The sequence below is a fragment of the Nonomuraea typhae genome, from assembly GCF_009760925.1.
GTDB classification, from domain to species: domain Bacteria; phylum Actinomycetota; class Actinomycetes; order Streptosporangiales; family Streptosporangiaceae; genus Nonomuraea; species Nonomuraea typhae.
In genome coordinates this window covers 1-16,971 of the sequence record NZ_VRLV01000010.1, presented here as the reverse complement: position 1 = coordinate 16,971, position 16,971 = coordinate 1, and the positions used below count along the sequence as shown (strand labels likewise).

The following is a 16,971-nucleotide window of genomic DNA, read 5'->3' as shown; positions in this document are numbered from 1 at the left end:
CATGGCATTCCCGATCATCAACGTGGCCTGCGACTTCGAGAACAACGGCACCTGGATCGACATCTCCGCCTTCTTGCAGAAGCTGACCATCAAGCGCGGTTCCAGCCGGGTCGAGTCCCCGGTGATCCGGTATGAGGCGGGAACCTGCGAACTGCAGTTGAACAACAGCGACAGGAGGTTCGACCCCACCCACCTGACCGGGCCGTACACGCTGCCGTCCGGTTCCGTGGCCTCGGGCATCCAGCAGGCCGCCTGCGCCATTGTGCAGGTGCTCGGGCACGGCTTCACGGTGGCGGTGGCCAGCACTGATCCGGAGACGATCGAGGCCAGCCTGCGGGATTCGACCGTGGCCACCTCGACGTCCACCTCTTACACGTGTGCCAAGCCGTCCGGCGTGGTGAGCGGCGACGTCCTGGTGGCCTTTCAGGCGGGCGACTGGGGTACGGCCTCGGCCATGGCCACGCCGACCGGTGGTACGACGTGGCAGTTGCTCACCTCGCGCGACGCCGGCGAGAACGCGCTGCACTCCAAGGTGTGGTGGAAGGTGGCCGGTGGGAGCGAGCCGTCCACTTACGGCTTCACGCAGGCCAGCGCCTCGGATGGGGTCGTCATCATCGCTGCCGTGCGCGACGCGTCAGGCACGCCCACGTTCGCGAGCACGGACAACGACGGCACGGCGTTCTTTGACACGCCGTCCATCACCCCGGCAGGCACGGCCGACTACGAGTTGCGGTTCGTCTCCGCCGTGGGCGGTGGGCCTGGTGCGAGCTGGGACTGGTCGGCGACCGAGGGCCCGTACACCGAGGCCGAGGACGCGCAGTCGGGCAACTTCACCACCGGCTCGATGGCGCACAAGTCGCTCGCGGGCTTGTCGAGCGGGTCGGGCGGCACGCTGGTCAAGGCGATGCGCCCGGTTCGCATCAGGGCGATCTGGAACAGCGTCACCTACGACCTGTTCCGCGGCTACGCCGATCTGTGGAAGGTCACGTGGGAGGGGCCGAACAAGTCCACGTGCGTCGTGCCGTGCACCGACGCCTTCAAGATCTTCAGTAGCTTCGACCGGCGGGCCTCCGACTCGGTCGCGGCCCCCTCCGAGCTGACCAGCGCGAGGATCAACCGCATCCTCGATAACGCCAGCTGGCCGGCCTCGCTGCGCAGCATCGCGACCGGGGACGTCACCCTGCAGGCGACCACACTCGACGGCAACCTGATGGACGAGCTGCTGCTCACCAACGAGACCGAGGTCGGCGAGCTGTACGTCACCGCTGACGGGAAGGTGTTCTTCAGGAACCGGGCGGCGATCAACAATGACTCTCGCTCGACCACCTCGCAGGCGACGTTCGGCGATGGCGGCGGCGCCGAACTGCCCTACACCGATCTGGCGCTGGCCAACGACGACACCCAGCTCGTCAACCGGGTCATCATCACCCGGGCCGGCGGAACGCAGCAGGTGGCCGAGGACCTGGCCAGCCAGGCTGAGTACCTCGTCCGCAGCTACACCAGGGACAACCTGCTGTTCAACAACGACTCCTCCGCGCTCAACATGGCGCAGTGGGTTCTGAGCCTGTCGGCCCAGCCAGAGCAGCGATTCGAGTCCATCGAGATCAAGCCCGGAAGAAGCGAAGCGGACCTCTTCCCCCAGGCGTTCAACCGGCTCATCGGCGACCGGATCACCATCCGGCGGCGGCCACCAGGGGGCGGCAGCATGACCGAGCAGGACTACTTCATCCGCGGCATCGAACACCAAGCTGTCCCCGGACAGGCGTGGGTCACCCGCTGGACCCTGCAATCCACCGCGGCCGGCGGCTCGTTCTTCATCATCGGCCACGCGACCAGAGGCCGCCTCGACCTCAACCCGTTGGGGTTCTGATGGCGTTCGGCACCTGGGTAGACGGCGCGCAGTGGGGCGCCACCGACGCCAACACGAAGATCGTCCAATGCCTGCTCGTGGACAAACCCTCCGATGAGAGCGTGGCGTCGTCCACGACGATGCAGAACGACAACCACCTGAAGTTCAACGCGGTCGCGACCACGAACTACTGGATCAAGTCGTACCTCATGATCGACGGGGCGGACACAGGCGGCGGCATCCAACTCGGCTGGTACGGGCCAAGCGGGGCGACCTTCGATTGGTGCTCGGACGCGTTGGGCGACGACGCGGACGGGTTCGGCCCGGTGTCCCGTACCCGGCAGACCATCGGCAGCGTCCCGGACATGCAGACCAACGGCGCCGGAAGCTTCCTCATCGTCCCGGCCGTGGGCTTGCTCAAGGTCGGGGCAACCGCCGGAGTGTTCGGCTTCCGGTGGGCGCAATCGTCCAGCTCGGCGACCGCGACGAAGGTCAAGGCGCTGTCCTGTCTCATCGTCACGAAGCTGGTGTGACATGGCGTTCAAGACCTTCAGCGTCAACGAGTACCCGCTGACCGCGGACGTCAACGCCTACTTCACCCAGCAGCAGGTAGCGCGCAAGACCGCCACCGAGTCCGTGACCTCGTCCACCACCGTGCAAGACGACGACCATCTGTCGATGACGTTGAACGCCAACACCACCTACTGGCTCGACGGCATCCTCATCACGGACGGCGCGCTGGCCGGAGACTTCCGCCTCCAGTTCGTCGTCCCCAGCGGCACGGTCCGGTGGCTGGCCAACGGCCCGGTCTCCGGCGCCACCGGCACCGTCACGGACGTGGACCGCAACTGGAAGGTGGGCGCCACGACCACGGTCATGGGCACGATCGCCGCCGGCACGAGCAGCATCGTGCACGTCGCCGGCATCATCCGCACCGCCGCCTCAGGCGGCACGTTCAAGCTCCAATGGGCGCAAGGCACGTCGAGCGGAACCGCGACCCGCGTGTTCGTGAACTCATTCCTGCGCTGTACGAGAGTGATCGCCTGATGCCAGGGTTCAAGACGTTCACCCCGTTCGAGGTCCTCGACGCCTCCGAGATGACGCAGTACTTCGCCCAGCAGGCCGTCATCATCAAGGCCGCCGACGAGTCCGTGACCAGCAGCACGGTCTTGCAGGCGGACAACGAGCTGGTGATGGCGGTCTCGGCGAACACGGACTACTTCGTCGAAGTCTTCTTGATCTACTCGGCGGACCCGGCCGCGGACATCAAAACCGACTGGGACGCCCCGGCGGGGGCCACGTTCGATTGGGTCGCCGACGCCATCACCCAGTCCGCCACGGCGACCGTGGACCAGGTGAGCCGTACCGCGCAGTCCGTGTCCGGCACACCCTCACACGGCGGCATCACCAACAACTCGACGCTCCTGGTCGCCCTCCACAAGGGCATCCTGCGCGTTGCGGGAACGGCGGGAAACCTGACCTTGACCTGGGCGCAGCAGACCTCCAGCGCCAACGCGACGTTCGTCCGAGCGAACTCCCTGCTGATCTTGACGAGGATCTCATGACGACACCACTGCCCGCGAAGCTCAACCTGCCCGCCGACCTGGTGTCCGCCATCTACTTCTGCCCGGCCTGCCAGGGCAAGCACACCTTCGGAGCGGCCTACTTCACCGAGACCGGAAAAGACCCGGACCTCTGCCCCGGCTGCTCGGCACCACTCAAGACCGAGGACCGGGTGCTTCGAGTCGAGGGCGACGACGAGGCGCTGATGGAGGCGAGGAAGACAGATCTATTCGCCCGGCGCGGTCTCACGCTGCCCGCACGCCCGAAACCAGCCGACCCGGGCGAGCTACGCCGACAGCGCGTTCGCGAGCTGGAGAAGGAACTGGAGGGCCTCAAGAGCGTGCACGGCGCCGCCGAGGAGGCTGGATGACCGGCAACTACCTGCTCGACGTGTTCGTGGTCGCGGGCATCATCGCGGCCGGGCTGGGCCTGCTGTTCGTCCTCGGCAGGATCGGGCGGCGCCTGTGGCGGATCTTCCAGGGTGTTGACGACTTTTTGGATGACTGGCGCGGCCAGCCAGCCCGGCCCGGCCATCCGCCCCAGCCGGGTGTGATGGAACGCCTGGAGGTCATCGAGCACGAGGTCCAGACCAATGACGGCTCCAGCCTGAAGGACGCGGTCAGGCGGGTCGAGGAGAAGCTCACCACCCACCTGGAGAACCTGGAGGACTGACGCGCCATGCCTGACTACGTGTGCAGCCTGCTGGCCAACACCCAGACCATCCCCGTAACCGGCGCCGACTACTACATCGTGCGCTTCCCCTTCGGGACCGAGTCCTACGACGCGCACGGCATGCACGACCCGGCCCAGCCGGACGGAGTGACATCTGCCTACCCGGACCCGCGCTCGGGCCTGATCTGGCCGAAACATGACGCGTGGGCCACCCTGCACGCGCTCATGTACTGGGAAGCCGACAACTACACCGAACTGCGCGACCGCTTCGTCCGAGACCCGCTCGGGTTGAGCACCGGCTACGACTCGACATGCACCGAGGACCGGGCCATCACCCCAGGCGGCCAGTACATAGCGAAGACGTGGGGAATGTTCGTCCATCCCGAAACCTCGATCGCGCTCATGGTCAAACACAACGCACCCGGCCCGGTGAAGCTCACACTCGCCGAGTTCAAGCTCTCCTACCACAGGGATGGTGAACCCCCATGCCCGTGATCACCCGCAGACAGTGGGGCGCCCGCAGACCCCGCAGCGTCACCAAGGTCACCAGGACGCGAGGGGTGAAGGTCCACTACGTCGGGCAGCGCGTGAACCCGAACCTCCAGACTGACCATGAGCTGTGCCTGGACCTGATGCGAGACATTCAGGGCTGGCACATGGACGGCAACGGGTGGGTGGACTTTGCCTACTCGTACGGGGTCTGTCCGCACGGCGACATCCTCGAAGGCCGCGGCCCCGGCGTCCTGGTCGCGGCCAACGGGTCCGGTCTCAACGAGGACCACTACGCCGTTCTCGGCATGCTGGGCTCCACCGGCCTGGCGGAGCCTTCGGACGAGATGCTCATCGGCATCCTCGACGCGATCGAACTGCTGCGCCAGCGTGGCGGCGCCGGTCGGGAGATCAAGGGACACCGCGACGGGTACTCGACGGATTGTCCTGGCGATGCGCTGTATGGCTGGGTGCGGCGCGGATGCCCGCGCCCCGGCGGCCCCCCACCTGACCCCGACGCGTGGCCTGGTCGCCTGCTCAAGTATCCGCCCGTCATGCGCGGCGACGACGTGCGCCGCTGGCAGACCGCCGCAAAGGCCCTCGGCTACCACCTCGACGCGGACGGCGCCTATGGGCCGGACTCCCGGACCGTCTGCCGCCACATCCAGCGCGCCGCCAACCTCGACGACGACGGGATCGTCGGCGCTCTGACCTGGGCTGTCACCGTCACTCCACCCGCAAAATGATCAAGCTCTTATAGATCCCGCACCCGATCTGAGGGGAGATCCTCATGTCCCAGCGCCGACTCCTCACGGGCCTGTTCTGGATGGACGCCGCCGAGCGCATGATCCGCGCCGCCGCATCCAGCGCCCTGGCCACCATCGGAGCCGACATGGTCGGCATCCTCGCCGTGCCCTGGAGCGCGGTCGCTTCGGTCGCCGGTCTCGCCGCCGTGGTGTCCCTGCTCACATCCATCGTGGCGGGCACGGGCGGCGACCCGGCCACCGCAGGCTTCACCACCGACACCCGCTGACCTCGACCGAGAAGGCCCCCACCCGCCTCCCGATTTAGGTGCCCTCCACATAGGGCACCTAAATCGGGTCAGGGTGGGGGCCTTTCGTCGTGTCTAGAAGCTGCAGGCCCCGCCCACCCGGACGGGCGGGGCCTGACCCGGCAGGGCGTGGGGCGGCTACCGGGCGTTCCCTGTTAGCTCTTGGAGAGCCAGTACCCCATCCACGCCTTGCCCGCCTCGGCGGCGCGGGCACGATCGTCTCTGACCTCCACCGGCCCATGCTGGGCCTTATAGAGGCGGAACAGGGTCCACAACGCTGCGAGGCCGGTCACCGCACGGTGAGGCGCCGCACCCCAGGCGACCAGGCCGGACAACAGCGTGTCGGCCTGCTCGGGCGTGTGCCCTGCCTGGATGAGGCGCGGGGCGAGCATCGCGGCGTCGATCCAGGACGCGCCCTGGGCCGCGAACGCCCAGTCGATCACGTAGACCTGCTTGGTGGTGATGAGCAGGTTGCCGGCGCTGAGGTCGTAGTGCAGGAGCGTGTTACCGCGCAGCGCGGCGACGTCGAACCCGTCCAGCGCTCGCTCGTAGTCGTCCCGGTCGGCCAGTTCGCCGGACGGTTTGGCGAGCATAGCCTTGGCCTTGGCCTGTAGGGGTTCGATGTTGCTCTGGACGAGCCTCGCGCCGGCCGGAGGTGGGGTGAGCCATGCGCCGAGTCTCCCGACGGTGTCCACGATCTTGGGCAGGTCTGGTGATCCCGGCGAGAGGTCGGCGTGATGGGCGTCGGCGACGTAGTCCCACAGCGCGACGTGCCAGCCGTCGAAGCTGGCATTCCACACCATCCACGGTGCCGGGACCTGCTCGGGCAGGTGCAGGCCCGCCCAGCGTTCCCGCTGATGCAGGATGGCGCCCGGGTCGCTGATCTCGATGGCCTTGAGGAAGAACCTGTCGCCGGGCTCGGTGTGCAGGATCGTGGCCATCCCCGGCATGATGCCGCCGACCGCGGTCTCGGCCTTGACGACCGGTCCACTGTGTTCCTGTACGGCATCGCGGACGGCGGCCGGGAGGTCTTCCCACTGCGGACGGGTCATCGGTCGGCTCCTTCGATCGGGCTCGGATCGTCAGTGCATCCGGCGTAGCACTGGCTGCATTCGGCGGGCAGCAGCCACAACTCGGGCTGCAGGGTGACGCCGGCGGCGCGCATGGCGGTCATGGTCTGGCCGAGCCGGGCGGTCCCAGTGTCGCGGCTGGCGGTGCCGGGCTCGTCGGGCTGGTGGTGGATGAACCACCCGGCCACCTTCTCGCAGAAGGCGGCGTACTCGCGGGTATAGGTCAGGAACGCGTGCCAGCCGAGATCCACCTGCGGGGACGGCGTCAGCGCCACGCCGGGGTTGCGGGCGCAGGTGTACAGGAAGCCGAGTGCCTGTTCCATGATGGCCTCGGCCTGTTCGGCAGGCAGGTAGTGGTCGGCTTCGATGCGGGCGGTCAGCCGCCCGAACAACTCGTCGCTGATCAGCGTGCGGGGTTCGACGACGCCAGCCTGTCGAGGCTGATCCGGCGTCAACGTGGTCATGATGGTTACTCCCATCGGACTGCTTGGTGCGGACCTTGCCGAACTGGTGGAGATCACTTCCTTCCGGTGAGCGCCTTCCACACCTCCCTGGCCTCGGCGTGCAGGCCGCGGCCGGTCTCGTCGTAGTGGGTGCCGGATCGGCGCAGGATGAGGTACTGGCCGCCCTCTTCGCACCACTCGTAGGTGCCACAGGGAGAGGTCTCCAGCACGCGCGTCTTCGGCGTTCGCGGGCGATGCGGTTCCCATGCGCTCATGACGGTTCGCTTTCGTGGGCGCGGCGGGGCCTGCCTGTACGGGGTCACCGCCGTGCCCGTCTTCAGCCCGGCCCCCACGAGCCGGGCAGTTCCGGGTGTTGAAGCCCCGCCCCGCCGACAGCATCGGCAGCGACAGGCCGGGGGGATCGAGGCGCGCGGTCATAGCCGCTCCTTGGCCAGCAGTCGGCCGACCCGCGCGCAATCTTGTGGAGACACCACGCCGTAGCCCTGAACGAACAGCACCGCCTGCCCAGACGCCCACGGCTGCCACATCCTCACCAGCGCCTCAACATCGACCACGCCGAGCGCGGCCACGACCGAGGACACCGGCGCCTTCTGCAGCAGGGCCCGAGTCGCCGACGTCATCGAGTAGCTGTAGGTGGTCTGGTGCATCGCCGACACCCACGCCACCTCAGCCAGACGGAAGGTGACGTCACGATCATGAAGCTGTGAGCACGTGAGCCGACGCCAGCGGTCGAACTGCTCGGCGAGCGTGTACCCCAAGGCTTCGCGACACGTCGAGATGTTGACGTCGATCGCGGGCTGTCCGGCGGCAGGAGTCTCATCCACGAACCCATCACAACGCTGCGTAGCGGGGGGCGAACAGGAGAGGATAGAGGAGAGAAGCGGAGAGTCCCCCAGCCCCCGTGAGGTTCCGTCATGGGCAACGAGCGCACACGCAGGCCGCCTCCAGCCTGGGCCACACGTTTGAAGAACGAGCGGGAGGCGCGCTTCTGGTCGCAGAAGGAGATGGCCAAACAGCTCTACGACGCCGCACCACCAGAGCTCCAAGCGCAGCTCCCCACCCGCAGCTCCCTCATCCGCCAGATCCGGGACTGGGAAGCCGGGCGCTGGAAGCCGAGCAGCGTCTATCGGCGGCTATACGCCATCGCGTTCAACCTGGAAGAGAAGAGCTTGTTCTCCGACCCGCTCAAGCCTCCCCGCAAGAGCCCTGACGAGGTGCTCAAGACGATCCTGCCCGCCAGTAACCCTCTCGCGCCGCTCGCCACCAGAACGGGCCGCCGCGTCGGCGCAAGCACCATCGAGGACCTGGCCGCACAGGTGCACGGCCTGCGCCTGGCCGATGATGTCCTCGGCGGGGAGGACCTGATCGGACCGGCCTTCCGCGAGCTGGACGCCGCCGTGCGCATCTACCGCGAGTCCACGCACACCGAGGACACCGGCAGGAAGCTTCTAGCCGTCATCGGCGAGTTCGCCCAGATCGCCGGTTGGGTGGCATCCGATGCTGGCCAGCACGAGCAGGCAGCCCAGACGTACGGGCTGGGTATCAGCGCGGCACAGGAGGCGGGGGACAGCGTCCTGAAGTCCAACCTCGTCGGGTCCCTCGCCTACCAGTTGGCCAACACCGGCGACACGTCCCACGCCGTTTCGCTGGCCGAAGCCGCCGTGAGGGCCGCGGGCACACACGGCCCGGGGCGAGCCCGCGCCCTGGCATGGGATCGGCTGGCTTGGGCCCACGCCAGCGAGAACGACGCACAGTCGGCGATGCGGGCCCTGGGTGAAGCAGGCGAAGCCCTGGCATCAGATCGAGGCCAGCCCGGACCGGATTACCTGTACTGGGTCAGCGCGGGCGAACTCCAAGTGATGGAGGCTCGCGTGTACACCGAGTTGCGTCGCCCGCTTCGGGCTGTCCCGCTGCTGACGGACGTGCTCTCCCGCTACGACACCACCCACACACGCGAGTTCGCGCTCTATCTGTCGTGGCTGGCCGTGGCGCTCGCGGACGCCAACGAGCCGGAGGAAGCGGCGACGCAGGCACGGCGGATGCTGCAGCTCTCGGCGGATGTGGCCAGCGACCGAACCCATGAGAGGGCGCTCGTGGTCCTCAACCGTCTCGAACCGTACACCACCGTGCCCGAGGTCCGGGAACTGCTGGACGACTTCCCATTGGGGGCATGACGCGCGGCTGCGCGTGGGTTACACGCACTCCACTTTTTGATCTTGCACGGAAGGGGCCACGCGGGGGCCACAGTGGGGAGCCACGCATGGGGGCCACGAGGGGCCACGCGTCCGTGGCCCCCTCCTCGACCTGTAACACCCTCCCCCAGCCCCCCGCCCCGGCCCGGCGAGGGGCCACGGGATCAAGAAAGGTTCGGCCGCTCCTCCAGCGCGTAGCACTGCCGGTCCTCGTCATAGGCCCCGACGACGCCCGCCTCAGCGAGCTTCTTGAGGTGCTTTTGGAACCATGCCCGTGAGATATCCGTGGTCTCCCACAGGGCTTTAAAGTCGCCCGTGCTGACCGTTCGAGCCCCGTTGTCCCACAGCTCTTGCAGGCGTGCGATGAGGACCGCGCCGCGCTCCTCGGGTGTCATGGTTTTCTCCGGCGGGGCGAACGACAGTGGCGGGTCTCCCTCCTCCAGGTCGGGGATCTCGTCGTCGATGTCTGCGGTCACCTCGGGGTCAGGGTCGTCGGTCTCCAGGTACTCGCTGGCCACGTTCTTCACCTCTTCATCGTCTTCGTCGTCGCTGTCGGCCTCCAGCGCGGACGCCGGGGCGGCCAGCGCTGCGCCAGACGACAGCCGAGACACCTCCGCTGTGGTGGCATCCACCGGCTTGGCGCTGGCGGGCCAGTCGGCGGCGTGCGCCCGCATCGCCGCCACCGCCGCCTCGTCGTCGAACTCTCCTCGCGCGTCGATGCCCCACGCGTAGGTTCGGCCGGGCATCGCGAACCGGCCCTCCGGCAGAGTGGGGGCGTCCAGGTAGGCCATGCCGGGCTGGCCGTTGGCCCACACCTCCGGACGGCACTCGGCGTCCTGCTGCCGCTCCGACAGGCCGAACCCGGCGTCCTGGGCGCTCTCGACGCCGAAGCACATCTTCGCGAGCTGACCTCGGGCAAGCGTGGGCATCTGCGTGTAGTCGGAGCGCTGCAGACTCATGACGATCGTGCCGCCCGCCGACCGAACCGCCTTCAGCATGCTGAGGAAGAGTTCCTGCTCCTTGTCTGACAGGCAGTCGAAGATGTCGGGGAACTCCTCGAACCAGATCAGCCAGTAGGTGAGCCCGCACCCCTTCTTCCACTTGGTGAGGTTCTTCGACGCCAGGTAGTCGGTACGCTCCTTCACCTTCGACTGCAGGTCCCGGATCATCTGCTTGACTCCGGCCTTGGTCGTCTCGAACCGGTGCAGCGCCTCCTCCAGCGGGCCGAGCGTCTGCTTACCCTTGGTGATGTCGCCGGCGAACACCGCGACGTCGTAGCGGGTGACGACCTCGGCCAGGATGTTCCACGCCCCGCCGATGCTCTTGCCCGCGCCGGACTGTCCCATGATCTGCAGGTGGTGGCCGACGATGACGTACTCGATCTCGTCGAGGTCCTGCCACAGCCCGATCCGTAGCGGGTCCGCGATCGACAGGCCCGGCCGGGACGACCCGTCCCACGCGATGGGGTGCTTCATCACGCGCGGATCGGAGATGACCACCTTTGCCTTGTCGGCGCGGTCGGGGTCGATGCTGGCCACGATGGAGCCGGGCGGCAGCCCGATCCCCGACTCGACGTAGGCGACCTTCTTCTGCAGGTCCTCGGCGATCTGGCGGCCGTCGTCGAGCTGCACCTCACCCTCGACCTTGTGCGCGGTCGCCTTGACCGTCTTGGCCTCGACGTTCCGCATGCCCGCCTTCTCGGCACCCTGCCCGAACAGAAACGACAGCGGGTCGGTGATCGCCCCCGGCTGATCCCAGCCCTTGATCCTGATGACCGTCCGGATGTTCCACGACAGGGCCATGGTGATGCCGCCCAGGACGCCGAGCCTCCACAGGATGGGATGGCCGGGGCCGGAGATGACGATGGACACCGTCCACATCCCGGCCAGGAACGTGGACAGCGTGGTGTGCGTCTTCCCCCATGGGCCGCGGGCGTGCGACTGCCCGTAGGTCACGCCGGTCAGCACGAGCACGCAGATCGTGGTGAGGCTCGACCAGCCCGCGATCGTGTCCGGGCTGTAGAGGATGAAGTGGAGTGCGGTGGCGAGGCCGAACGCGAACGCCCCGACCATCCATGGGGTGGTCAGGGACACGAGCTTGGACACCTCCCTGGCCGTCACCTTGGCCAGGGAGGACTCCTCCTGTACCGGCACCAGCTCCTTGCTGGCCATCAGTCCTCCCACTTCCAGGCGGTCCTACGCTTGTCCGGCTTGGCCTGCGGCAGGATGTCCACGAACTCCTTGCGGAACTGGGCGTGGAACTTCACCAGCTCCACCCCGGCGCCCTTTTGCAGCTCGGCGGCGCGCTTCAGCCGCTTCACCACCCGCCTGGCGCGCAGCCGCACGTCCGGAGCGCCGACGATGGCCAGCAAAGCGTGCCCCTTGAACGAGCGCACCAGCACCGCGTACAGCTCATCGGCGCCCAGCTCGAACTCCTGCGTGAGGTCCCGGCACAGGTCCCGGCCGTTGCGCGCGTACTGCGTGATCGACTTGGGCCCTTCCCAGGGAATCGATGACAGCTCCGGGATACGAGCCCGGCCCGGCCGCTCGCTCACAGGCTCTCCTTCCAAGTGGCGGCCACGACCCGCACGAGGCGGCCCGAGGCGTACGACAGGCGCGGCACACCCACGAACGCGGTGACGAGCGCGTCGAGCGCCCCGAGCACCAGCACGAGCACATGCCCGAACACGGCCAGCGTGAGGAGGACGAGCAGCGCCGCGCGGAAGAGGATCAGTCTGAGACGGTTCACTGGGATGCCTCCACGAGCCGCCCGAGGTAAGCCTGCAGGCCGCGGGCGCGATCTGTACCTACCGACATCTGATCCTTGATCGTCCGGACGGTGGGAAGACCACCTTGCAGGAGATCGGGAAGGTACTGCTTGAGCGCCTCTCCGCGAAGCGGGTCGTCGTACACGGACTCTGTACCGGGCCGTTCCTGGTGGCTAAACAGAGGGTCGGCAGCCGCGACAGCAGGTACCGAGTTGCTGATAGCTACTTGGTGGCTGACCTGCGCAGGTACACCCTCGATCGGGTCAGGTACAGCGGGCGCGGACGGTGCTTCCGGCGCCATCACTTCGGGAGATGCCGAAGTGATGGCGGGTGTCTCGGTGGCCCTCTCACCCTCAACCGTGGGCGAGACTGCCACGGGTGCAGGTACAGCCGGGACGGTGGCCAGCGCGGCACTCGCGAACGCCGGAGACTCACGCAGCAGCTCGTGCAGAGCGGCCAGCGCCATCACGTCGAGCACGATCGAGAAGAACACCGCGGGCTCGTGCAGAGGTACGGCCGGGATCGGGTCAGGTACGGCATGCCGCAACAGGTCGTAGATCCCCAGGAACGACAGCCCGAGACCGCCGAGCACCAGGGCGAACGTGAGGCCCTTCCGGAACGCGCCGACCTCTTCCTTGCGCAGCGCTCGAAGCGCGACGGCATGAGACTGCATCGCGGCCAGCGCCACGGGTGCGACGCCGTACAGGACGGCGAGGGGCTTGGGCAGGCTGGTGGCATTCCATGCGTGCCAGGTGTTCATGCTCATCGACACAAGCGCCGACAGCACCAGCACCCCGATCGCCCAGATACGGCCGGGCGGGCTCGCGGTCGGGATGGGCTCGACCTCCTTGCCCTCGTTGAGGGCAAGGAGGTCATGGGAGCATTCGTTCACGATCGATCTCCTTGGGATCGGTTGAGGTCCCCGGCCGGCGGTAGGGTCGCCAGGCCGGGGACCGGCTCATCAGGTGCGGGGGCCGTACAGGAACCCGTAGAGGGCCTGTCTCAGGGACACGACGTCGTCGCCCGTCAGGCGCGGGTACCCGGCGCTCTCCAGCAACAGGGACATGTCGTAGAGAAGCCCGAAGTTGAAACGCGGGTCATCGCCATCGAGGCGCAAGGGGTAGTTGTGCGCGGTCACGCGTACGCCTCCGTTCCGGCGTACACCTGCCGCCGCTCATCCGGCGTGGCGAACTGCTGTACCTTCGTGGTCACGATCTCTCCCCTGGTTACGTCAGGTGGATTGGTCCAGGCCCTCAGCCGGTGTTGACGCACCGGCTGAGGGCCGTTCGGCTATGTGGGGCTGCCCTCTCCGCGCCCACGGGCGACGAGGGTCAGCAGGGCGTTCGCGAACTGCTCCGCCTCGTCGAGCGAGGCGTACAGGTTCAAGTCCTGGGCGCTGTTGCTGACGTAGATGCGCGGCTCGACCTCGCGGTAGTGCTGGGTCAGCTGGAAGTTCACCTGCGGAGCGCCGAACCGGTCCGGGTCGGGGTACACCTCGGGCTCCATCGTGTTCAGCGAGACGAACCCGATGGCGCTGTCATGCATGCGGTCGGTGGGGTGGTCACTGCCCAGGTGCAGGGCACGGGAGCACCACTCCGGGCACGGGTGGCTCTCCAACCAGTAGGCGGCCTCGTCGTCGCGCTCGTTCTCGCGCGCTTTCGCCATGCCCACGTACTGGAAGCGGACCTTGTTCGCCGCAGCGAAGCCCTCGCGGTACGCCTTGTCTTCCCACGCCTCGGGGACCTGCGGGCCGTACCCGTCTGCGTAACGGGTGCGGTCGTACTTCGCGCGCGGCTGCGCCGTCTCGGCATCGGCACGGCCGGTGGTGCGGGCGGCCTCGTCATTGAGGGTCGTACGATCGTTCATAAGCTGGGAGCTCTCTTCCCGGTCCAGGCCCTCGTCCTGCGGTGGAGTCGCACGGCGGGGGCCGTCTAACCGCTTACCGCAATCGCTTCTATGTGGCGATTGCTCTTGACTCCAGAGTAGAGAACGCCAGTAGGAATCGCAAGAGACTTGCGCTAGCCTGTTTGGCATGGCCCAGATGGACCCACTCGACAAGCTCGACGAGAGCACCCGCCGATACCGCGACACCAAGGCCGCGCACGACGAGGCGCAACAGGAAGTCGTGGACGACGTCGTCGCCGCCCTAAAGGCCGGCAAGCGCCCCACCGACGTGGTGGAGCACTCACCCTTCACTGCTGCGCACGTAAGAAAGCTCGCTCGGGACAACGGCATCGAGCCTGCTCCGAGGGGTGGTGTGCCGAAGAAGAAGTAGCCGGGGGAGTGGCCGTCCTGTGCAGCAACGGGTGTAGCAACGGCCGGGTAGTCCCCTAGGTGCCTGGAGGGTCCTGGAGGTTCGGTGAACAGCGAAGCGGCTCTGGGGGGCCCTCCAGGAACCCCACGCCTAGAACTTCTAATCCGACGGTCGCAGGTTCGAATCCTGCAGGGCGCGCTTTGATCATGCCGTTGACCTGCGGAAACGCGCATCGCTTGCCCTCTGTGGAACACAGTTCTAGGGCATCCGTGCTCGCGCGGTGCTCGCCCGTACCAACCGCGTACACACCATGATCAACATGCCCTCCGGCGTGCTGTACGCCGGGGCAGTGGGCAGAGGAACGGCCCCGTTCCGCCGTGCTTGCGGCGAGACGAGGCCGTTCTTCCATCCGGTCAGACATGCTCGCGTCGGTCAGATGTGGAGCTGCAGCAGTGTGCCCTGTTCTTGCTGGTCGTCGTCGCCGAGCAGCAGCGCGGCGGTTTTCTCCGCCGCGGCCTTGGCCACTTGGGGGAAGACGGAGGTGTAGGTGTCGGCGGTGAAGGCGCTGGAGGTGTGCCCGAGCGTCTCCTGCACCACTTTGATCTCCACGCCCGCCGCCAGCATCAACGACGCCGCGCCGTGCCGTAGGTCATGGAGTCAGATGGGTGGCAGTCCGGCCAGGTAGGCCAGCCACAGGAATTGGTCGGACACGTGCTGCGGGTGGAGGCGATCGCCGTCGGATTGGGTGAAGACGAAGCCGGTGCCTTTCCACGCTTCTCCTGCTGCGAGCCGTTCCTCGTGTTGACGGCGCTGGTGGGCGCGCAAGGTCGCGATGGTTCCGGCGTCCAGGGCGATGGTGCGCATGGAGGCGTCGGTTTTGGGCCTGCCCTCGTGTACGCGCCCGGCCAGTTGCACCAGTTGCCAGGCGATGTGCGCGGTTCCGGCGTCGAGGTCGAGGTCTTTCCAGCGCAGCCCGCATGCCTCGCCGCGTCGTAGCCCTCGAAGGGTGATCAGCTTGTACAGGGCGAACAGCCGGTGCCGGCCGGCTTCTTCGAGAAACAGCCGGGTCTGCTCCGGCGTCCACACCATGACCGCTGATGGGCGCGGCACCCGGATGTAGGCGTCGATCGGATCGATGCGCCGTCCGCCACGGCGCGCTCTCTCGGCTGTGCGGTAGTCGCGGAAGGCGCGGTGCCATTCCTCGACCCGCTCCCGGGTCCACACCAGCGCCTTGGGCCGGGTCTTGGCCGGCATCTCCAGCACGGCGGCGGGGTTGAAGTCGATCAGCCGATCCTGGCGGATGGCCAGGTTCAGCGCATGCCGGAGCGTCGCCCGGATGCTGTGCATGGTGGCCGTGCTGACCGGCCGCCGATACTTGACGCTGGCCCGCACCTCACGCTCCGCGCTGGCGCGCCGCTCGGCGATGACGTCGTTGAACTCCTCGATCTGCTCGAACATCCCGGCCACGTCCCCGACCTTGAGCCGATCCAGCCGGATATGGCCCAGATAGGGGGTCAGATACAGCCTGATGTGACCTTCGTAGGAGCGCCGGGTCGTTTCTTCGATCTTCCGCTTGCGCTTGAGGAACTCCTCCAGCCATTGTGCGACCGTCATCTCCTGGGTCAGGTCTTGGCGGGTGCGGATCTTGCGGCGGGTCACCTCCACGCTGGGCAGAACGTCGGTCTCGGCCAGCGTCCTCTTGATCAGATCCGCGATCTGATTGCGGACGGTCAGCTCGCTGGGCTCGGCCAGCGCGAGGAGTTCGCGTACCTGTGCCAGCTGGTCGTTGGCGGCGTCCTGGGTGGCGAAGCCGCTGCGCCGCAGCGGGCCCCGGCGTTTTCCCTCCGCGGTGGCGGGCAGTTCGATCTGGTAGCTCCAGATGCCGTGCCGGTGGCTCCAGCCGCCGCCGGGGCGCCGTAGCTTGGTGCATTTCTGCCCCAGTGCTTTGCCGTCGGTTCCGGTGCAGGAGCACCGCTTGTAGGTGGTGCCGTCAGCCATCGCCTTTCTCCCCTCATCCTGTGCTGTCTTCTCCCGCCCCAGGGCATGAACCACGCACAGCACAGCCACGGGCGCAGCCGGGCGTGCGGCGAGCACGGTTCTGACCAACGCCGGGGCTGATGCATGTCCTGTTGGGCGGGGGTGTATCGACGCCCACCTGCACGGCATCGGTCAAGCCCAATCCGATCGCCTGTCGCCGTTCCGCAATTTCACGACCACCACCCCAGCCCGGACCGGCACACCGTTGCCGGTATCCGGCGATCAACGGCGAAGATCCTGTCACCAGTCCAAATACCTGCCGCCAGCCACGAAATCGGACCATCCCGCATGGCAAGGTTTGGTCAATCCGTCGACGTCCGCGAGCACGCGCGAAGCCCTATGTGCAGGCATCCGCGCGAAGCGACGCAAAGCGACCGCCTGCGATTTGCCAGGTGATCTAGGAACCCTGAGTGGGCACGCGACACGCCTGTCGCTCCTAGGACGTGTTTCAAAGTCGGGTGAGCCAGTCGTTGATGGCGACTACGTGCACGCTGGCTTGGTAGCGGACCGCGAGCTTGTCGTAGCGGGTGGCCAGGGCTCGGTGGCGTTTGAGTCGGTTGATG

The 16,971-nt window shown here is 67.4% G+C and carries 21 protein-coding genes and 1 pseudogene; 11 read left to right on the top strand and 11 right to left on the bottom strand.

From position 1 onward, the window contains the following. Window position 1: 1 nt before the first annotated feature. Genes FVE25_RS32880 through FVE25_RS32840 form a run of 9 tightly spaced genes read left to right on the top strand, consistent with a single transcriptional unit; the run spans window position 2 to window position 5,606 of the window. Window positions 2-1,870 carry a hypothetical protein gene (locus tag FVE25_RS32880; RefSeq protein WP_157251032.1) on the top strand — a complete coding sequence of 623 codons (1,869 nt, stop codon included), beginning with the start codon at window positions 2-4 and terminating at the stop codon, window positions 1,868-1,870. Further along, a complete protein-coding gene (locus FVE25_RS32875) occupies window positions 1,870-2,382 on the top strand; it encodes a hypothetical protein (RefSeq protein ID WP_157251031.1) in 513 nt (170 codons plus the stop codon). The genes FVE25_RS32880 and FVE25_RS32875 overlap by 1 nt, the downstream gene beginning before the upstream one ends. Before the next feature lies 1 nt (window position 2,383). Next, window positions 2,384-2,896: a hypothetical protein gene (locus FVE25_RS32870; RefSeq protein ID WP_157251030.1), complete on the top strand. Its 513-nt coding sequence runs from the start codon at window positions 2,384-2,386 to the stop codon at window positions 2,894-2,896. Beyond that, window positions 2,896-3,414, top strand: a complete 519-nt coding sequence (locus FVE25_RS32865) for a hypothetical protein (protein WP_157251029.1) — start codon at window positions 2,896-2,898, stop codon at window positions 3,412-3,414. The genes FVE25_RS32870 and FVE25_RS32865 overlap by 1 nt, the downstream gene beginning before the upstream one ends. Continuing rightward, window positions 3,411-3,782 carry a hypothetical protein gene (locus FVE25_RS32860; RefSeq protein WP_157251028.1) on the top strand — a complete coding sequence of 124 codons (372 nt, stop codon included), beginning with the start codon at window positions 3,411-3,413 and terminating at the stop codon, window positions 3,780-3,782. The genes FVE25_RS32865 and FVE25_RS32860 overlap by 4 nt, the downstream gene beginning before the upstream one ends. Beyond that, entirely contained in the window at window positions 3,779-4,084 is a 306-nt protein-coding gene (locus tag FVE25_RS32855; RefSeq protein ID WP_157251027.1) for a hypothetical protein, read from the top strand. Before FVE25_RS32860 ends, FVE25_RS32855 begins: the two co-directional genes overlap by 4 nt. Window positions 4,085-4,090: 6 nt before the next feature. Beyond that, window positions 4,091-4,579 carry a hypothetical protein gene (locus FVE25_RS32850; RefSeq protein WP_157251026.1) on the top strand — a complete coding sequence of 163 codons (489 nt, stop codon included), beginning with the start codon at window positions 4,091-4,093 and terminating at the stop codon, window positions 4,577-4,579. Beyond that, the gene (locus FVE25_RS32845) at window positions 4,570-5,319 is read left to right on the top strand and encodes a peptidoglycan recognition protein family protein (protein WP_157251025.1); all 750 of its coding nucleotides are present in this window, start codon (window positions 4,570-4,572) and stop codon (window positions 5,317-5,319) included. Before FVE25_RS32850 ends, FVE25_RS32845 begins: the two co-directional genes overlap by 10 nt. A gap of 44 nt (window positions 5,320-5,363) precedes the next feature. After that, a complete protein-coding gene (locus FVE25_RS32840) occupies window positions 5,364-5,606 on the top strand; it encodes a holin (protein WP_157251024.1) in 243 nt (80 codons plus the stop codon). Between the two features lie 173 nt (window positions 5,607-5,779). Here FVE25_RS32840 and FVE25_RS32835 read toward each other — a convergent pair whose 3' ends face one another. From FVE25_RS32835 to FVE25_RS32820, 4 genes are all read right to left on the bottom strand, one after another. Then, window positions 5,780-6,676 (bottom strand): aminoglycoside phosphotransferase family protein, encoded by an 897-nt coding sequence (locus tag FVE25_RS32835; protein WP_157251023.1) that lies wholly within the window; start codon window positions 6,674-6,676, stop codon window positions 5,780-5,782. Further along, window positions 6,673-7,158 carry a glycine-rich domain-containing protein gene (locus FVE25_RS32830; protein ID WP_157251022.1) on the bottom strand — a complete coding sequence of 162 codons (486 nt, stop codon included), beginning with the start codon at window positions 7,156-7,158 and terminating at the stop codon, window positions 6,673-6,675. The genes FVE25_RS32835 and FVE25_RS32830 overlap by 4 nt, the downstream gene beginning before the upstream one ends. Before the next feature lie 53 nt (window positions 7,159-7,211). Continuing rightward, complete coding sequence (locus FVE25_RS32825) at window positions 7,212-7,412, bottom strand: hypothetical protein (RefSeq protein WP_157251021.1); 201 nt, start codon at window positions 7,410-7,412, stop codon at window positions 7,212-7,214. A gap of 159 nt (window positions 7,413-7,571) precedes the next feature. Continuing rightward, window positions 7,572-7,982, bottom strand: coding sequence for a hypothetical protein (locus FVE25_RS32820; RefSeq protein WP_157251020.1), 411 nt, complete (start codon window positions 7,980-7,982; stop codon window positions 7,572-7,574). A 90-nt stretch (window positions 7,983-8,072) separates the two neighbouring features. Here FVE25_RS32820 and FVE25_RS32815 point away from each other — a divergent pair, with 90 nt between their 5' ends. Then, window positions 8,073-9,332, top strand: a complete 1,260-nt coding sequence (locus tag FVE25_RS32815) for an NsdA family TPR-like regulatory protein (RefSeq protein ID WP_157251019.1) — start codon at window positions 8,073-8,075, stop codon at window positions 9,330-9,332. Between the two features lie 182 nt (window positions 9,333-9,514). Here the strand turns inward: FVE25_RS32815 and FVE25_RS32810 are convergent, their stop codons facing one another. The 6 genes from FVE25_RS32810 to FVE25_RS32785 form a co-directional block, all read right to left on the bottom strand. Continuing rightward, on the bottom strand, window positions 9,515-11,521 hold the full coding sequence (locus FVE25_RS32810; RefSeq protein WP_157251018.1) for a hypothetical protein: 2,007 nt from the start codon (window positions 11,519-11,521) through the stop codon (window positions 9,515-9,517). Further along, window positions 11,521-11,904: a hypothetical protein gene (locus FVE25_RS32805; RefSeq protein WP_157251017.1), complete on the bottom strand. Its 384-nt coding sequence runs from the start codon at window positions 11,902-11,904 to the stop codon at window positions 11,521-11,523. The genes FVE25_RS32810 and FVE25_RS32805 overlap by 1 nt, the downstream gene beginning before the upstream one ends. After that, window positions 11,901-12,098, bottom strand: coding sequence for a hypothetical protein (locus FVE25_RS32800; RefSeq protein ID WP_157251016.1), 198 nt, complete (start codon window positions 12,096-12,098; stop codon window positions 11,901-11,903). The genes FVE25_RS32805 and FVE25_RS32800 overlap by 4 nt, the downstream gene beginning before the upstream one ends. Beyond that, window positions 12,095-13,009: a hypothetical protein gene (locus tag FVE25_RS32795; RefSeq protein WP_157251015.1), complete on the bottom strand. Its 915-nt coding sequence runs from the start codon at window positions 13,007-13,009 to the stop codon at window positions 12,095-12,097. The genes FVE25_RS32800 and FVE25_RS32795 overlap by 4 nt, the downstream gene beginning before the upstream one ends. A gap of 69 nt (window positions 13,010-13,078) precedes the next feature. Further along, a complete protein-coding gene (locus tag FVE25_RS32790; protein WP_157251014.1) occupies window positions 13,079-13,255 on the bottom strand; it encodes a hypothetical protein in 177 nt (58 codons plus the stop codon). 152 nt (window positions 13,256-13,407) lie between these two features. Next, window positions 13,408-13,983, bottom strand: a complete 576-nt coding sequence (locus FVE25_RS32785; protein ID WP_157251013.1) for a DUF6907 domain-containing protein — start codon at window positions 13,981-13,983, stop codon at window positions 13,408-13,410. A 166-nt stretch (window positions 13,984-14,149) separates the two neighbouring features. Here FVE25_RS32785 and FVE25_RS32780 point away from each other — a divergent pair, with 166 nt between their 5' ends. Continuing rightward, window positions 14,150-14,392, top strand: coding sequence for a hypothetical protein (locus FVE25_RS32780; RefSeq protein WP_157251012.1), 243 nt, complete (start codon window positions 14,150-14,152; stop codon window positions 14,390-14,392). Window positions 14,393-14,803: 411 nt separating this feature from the next. On the opposite strand, the pseudogene FVE25_RS32775 reads toward FVE25_RS32780, so the two are convergent. Beyond that, window positions 14,804-15,985, bottom strand: a pseudogene (locus FVE25_RS32775) (site-specific integrase). Between the last annotated feature and the right edge of the window lie 986 nt (window positions 15,986-16,971).

Coding starts and splice junctions, on each gene's coding strand:
- FVE25_RS32785 (WP_157251013.1), bottom strand. CDS start 13,983: ATGAACGATCGTACGACCCTCAATGACGAGGCCGCCCGCACCACCGGC.
- FVE25_RS32850 (WP_157251026.1), top strand. CDS start 4,091: ATGCCTGACTACGTGTGCAGCCTGCTGGCCAACACCCAGACCATCCCC.
- FVE25_RS32815 (WP_157251019.1), top strand. CDS start 8,073: ATGGGCAACGAGCGCACACGCAGGCCGCCTCCAGCCTGGGCCACACGT.
- FVE25_RS32860 (WP_157251028.1), top strand. CDS start 3,411: ATGACGACACCACTGCCCGCGAAGCTCAACCTGCCCGCCGACCTGGTG.
- FVE25_RS32835 (WP_157251023.1), bottom strand. CDS start 6,676: ATGACCCGTCCGCAGTGGGAAGACCTCCCGGCCGCCGTCCGCGATGCC.
- FVE25_RS32875 (WP_157251031.1), top strand. CDS start 1,870: ATGGCGTTCGGCACCTGGGTAGACGGCGCGCAGTGGGGCGCCACCGAC.
- FVE25_RS32780 (WP_157251012.1), top strand. CDS start 14,150: ATGGCCCAGATGGACCCACTCGACAAGCTCGACGAGAGCACCCGCCGA.
- FVE25_RS32840 (WP_157251024.1), top strand. CDS start 5,364: ATGTCCCAGCGCCGACTCCTCACGGGCCTGTTCTGGATGGACGCCGCC.
- FVE25_RS32830 (WP_157251022.1), bottom strand. CDS start 7,158: ATGACCACGTTGACGCCGGATCAGCCTCGACAGGCTGGCGTCGTCGAA.
- FVE25_RS32880 (WP_157251032.1), top strand. CDS start 2: ATGGCATTCCCGATCATCAACGTGGCCTGCGACTTCGAGAACAACGGC.
- FVE25_RS32870 (WP_157251030.1), top strand. CDS start 2,384: ATGGCGTTCAAGACCTTCAGCGTCAACGAGTACCCGCTGACCGCGGAC.
- FVE25_RS32810 (WP_157251018.1), bottom strand. CDS start 11,521: ATGGCCAGCAAGGAGCTGGTGCCGGTACAGGAGGAGTCCTCCCTGGCC.
- FVE25_RS32855 (WP_157251027.1), top strand. CDS start 3,779: ATGACCGGCAACTACCTGCTCGACGTGTTCGTGGTCGCGGGCATCATC.
- FVE25_RS32825 (WP_157251021.1), bottom strand. CDS start 7,412: ATGAGCGCATGGGAACCGCATCGCCCGCGAACGCCGAAGACGCGCGTG.
- FVE25_RS32845 (WP_157251025.1), top strand. CDS start 4,570: ATGCCCGTGATCACCCGCAGACAGTGGGGCGCCCGCAGACCCCGCAGC.
- FVE25_RS32865 (WP_157251029.1), top strand. CDS start 2,896: ATGCCAGGGTTCAAGACGTTCACCCCGTTCGAGGTCCTCGACGCCTCC.